3 protein-coding genes are annotated in these 3,248 nt (G+C 26.8%); all 3 read left to right on the forward strand.

The window, feature by feature from the left end:
* Positions 1-984: transposase (locus ACRDDY_RS12080; protein ID WP_438565199.1), on the forward strand; the 984-nt coding region annotated here is incomplete at its 5' end.
* 307 nt (positions 985-1,291) lie between these two features.
* Positions 1,292-2,581 carry a DNA-binding response regulator gene (locus tag ACRDDY_RS12085; RefSeq protein WP_438565200.1) on the forward strand — a complete coding sequence of 430 codons (1,290 nt, stop codon included), beginning with the start codon at positions 1,292-1,294 and terminating at the stop codon, positions 2,579-2,581.
* A 297-nt stretch (positions 2,582-2,878) separates the two neighbouring features.
* Complete coding sequence (locus ACRDDY_RS12090) at positions 2,879-3,121, forward strand: hypothetical protein (RefSeq protein ID WP_438565201.1); 243 nt, start codon at positions 2,879-2,881, stop codon at positions 3,119-3,121.
* Positions 3,122-3,248 lie beyond the last annotated feature (127 nt).

A 3,248-nucleotide genomic window follows, 5' to 3' on the forward strand; every position in this document is an offset into this window, starting at 1 on the left:
AATGAATATAATAAATGTTCATTACCTAAAATATGGGGAGATATTAATGTAGTTGCAGCAGATGGAACACAAATAGATATGTATTCTCAAAATTTATTATCAGAAAATCATATAAGATATGGTGGAATGGGTGCTATTGCATATCACCATGTTTCAGATACATATATAGCATTATTTAGTCATTTTATTCCTTGTGGAGTATGGGAAGCTGTATATATCATAGATGGATTATTGAAAAATAAATCTGATATAAATCCTAATATAGTACATGGAGATACTCAAGGACAATCAAGTACAGTTTTTGCACTTACATATATGTTAGGTATCAAGTTAATGCCCAGGATACGTAATTGGAAAGAGTTGAAATTTTATAAGGTAGATAAAGAAGTACAATATAATCATATAGAAGCACTCTTTAAAGAAACAATTAATTGGAATCTTATAAATACTCATTATAAAGATTTATTCCAAGTAGTATTATCAATAAAATCAGGTAAAATACTCCCATCAACACTGCTTAGAAAATTAAATAATGATAGTAAAAAGAATAAATTATTTCAAGCATTTAGAGAGTTAGGACGGGTAATCAGAACTATATATTTATTAGAATTTATTTCAAATGTTTCACTTAGAAATAAAATAACAGAAAGTACAAATAAAACAGAAGCTTATAATGGATTTTCTAAGTGGTTTTTCTTTGGTGGAGAAGGCATAGTTGCTGAAAATGATCCAGAAGAACAAAATAAGATTATAAAATATAATGAGTTGTTATCAAATGCTGTTATATTACAAAATGTCATTGATATAAATAATGCTATTGAGCAATTAAGTAAAAATGGTACTCCAGTAACTCTTCGTGATATTAAATCTATGAGCCCTTATATGACAGGCCATATTAAAAGATTTGGTGAATATATAATAGATTTAGAATCAATACCAAGTCCAATACATGAAATAGATATACAAAAACTAATAGAAAATTAATAAAACCGGTAGCTAATGGATTTAATTTCCATCAAGTTACCGGTTTTTACACGTATGTCGGCGTCCCCCCTAGAAATAAATATACTAGACGTCGTATATTGTGTTAAAATAGAAGAAGCAAAATAAAATTGTACGGATAACGCAAAAAGAGCTTCTAATTTCCGACGTCAGAGCTCTTTTTAAACCTATCTAAAGTCCATAGAGGACTTATATTCTTTATTTATATACTAACAAAAAGTACGTTAGAAGTAAATAGATAGAATTTCCTTTTTAGGTAGATAGTTAAAATCCGAGAAAGGATAAAAAAATGAGTAAAATAGCTAGAGAAATAGCATTAAAAGATTTTGAAGGATATATTCAAGTAACACAAAATAAAGAAAATAAAATGATAATGCTTGAGAATTTTAAAAATGAAAATATAGAGCAAATTGAAAAATATATGGATGATAAAAATATAGATATATATTTTACAGTAAATACTAGCTTTAATGGTAAACGTGGAGGAAAAAATCTAAAACAGTTAAGAGCATTTTACTTAGATTTTGATTTTCATGAAGAGAATTTAAGTAAAAATGAATTAATGAATAAAATAAATGATATTATTGCTGAAGTTTGGATGGCTGCATTTTGGGGAAAAGCTCCAAGACCAACAAGAGCAGTTTTTACAGGGAGAGGTGTTCAAATTTATTGGGATATTAAACCTAGTAGTTATGGAGCCTTAGTAAGTTGGCAGGAATTTGAGGATTATCTATATAACCAATTCAAATATTTAGGAGCAGATAGACAAGCTACAGATTGTAGTAGATTAATGAGATTATGGGGAACAGTAAATTCTAAGAGTAAAACTAAATGCGAATTAATGATATTAGAAAAAGAAAATGTATATTCACTATACGATTTAAGAGAAACATACTTAGGGTGGAATGAAAGACATAAAAAAAGTTATGTAAAAAAAGAATCCAATAAAAATGCCTCTAATAAAAAAATAAATCTTTATAATAGTTACACACTGCATTTAGCAAGAGCTAGGGATATAGTTAAATTAGTAAAAATAAGAAAAGGAAATGTAACTGGATATAGAAACTTTATATTACATTGTTATGCTTATTGGGAGGGAATATACAATAGAGATACGGAAGTGTTAAAAGAAATGGTATATGAGTTAAATAATAGCTTTACAGAACCTTTAAAAAACACAGAAGTAAATGCAATTTTACGTTGTATTCCAAAAGCAATAGAAAGCTTTCTAAAGTTCCAAGAAGAAGTTGGAAAAGGAAATATAAAAGTAACTAAAAATATGCGTAACAAAGGTGGTTACTGGTATAAAAATATAACACTAATAGAAAGATTAGATATAACAGCTAAAGAACAAGAGCAACTAGAAACTATAATAGATAAAAAAGAAAAATATAAAAGAAATAATAAAAATAGAGTAGAAAATAGAAAAAATAAAGATGGATTAACAAAGAGAGAACAACAAAAGCAAGATACTATAAAAGCTATTAAAAGCCTTAAAACACAAGGGTTTAAGCAAGTAGAAGTAGCTAAAAAATTAGGAAAAGGATTAAGAACTATAGAAAGATATTGGAATATATAAACCCGCCACGAAATGGCTCTTTATAAATATATGTGGTTTTAGGGTTTCCCTAGAACCCTTCCTTATTAGCTCTATCCTAGTAATTTCAATATCTAGACTTACTTTTTAAATCTCTAAAATTTCAGATATTATAAAAAATTAAAATATTATTTTATTCAATCTTAATTTTATGGTGGTCTTAGGGTTAGTGGGATATTTTTTGGCTTTTTGGGACAGTAAAAATTACGTAAGACAAAAAGGGATTTGTGTAAGACATAGAGAATATAAGGGTTAAGAGAATTTTTAGGGGATTAAAAAATGGGTTTAGAAAATAAAAAAAATGCAAGTCTTACAGTAAGATTAGATTGTAAAACAAAAGAAGATTTAAAAAAATTAGCTAAGAATAAAGGTCTTACAATTTCAGAAGTAGTAAATTTACTTATCACAGAGCAATTAGAAAGAGAAAATTTCAAAAAAAATAACCAAGAGCAGTTAGAAAAAAGAACTGGATCACTAGAAGATAAAATTCAAAAATTAAAAAAAAAAATGAAATGGATATAATAAATGCTATAATAAAAATGTTTAATATAGATAAGCGTTAATTATTCAAAATAGCACCTATGCCAGCAGGTGCTATTTTTTTTAATAAATTAAAAGGAGAAAAAATGAGTAATAAATATGGTAAGCA

This window comes from Clostridium sp. (assembly GCF_051656525.1).
Taxonomy (GTDB): domain Bacteria; phylum Bacillota; class Clostridia; order Clostridiales; family Clostridiaceae; genus Clostridium.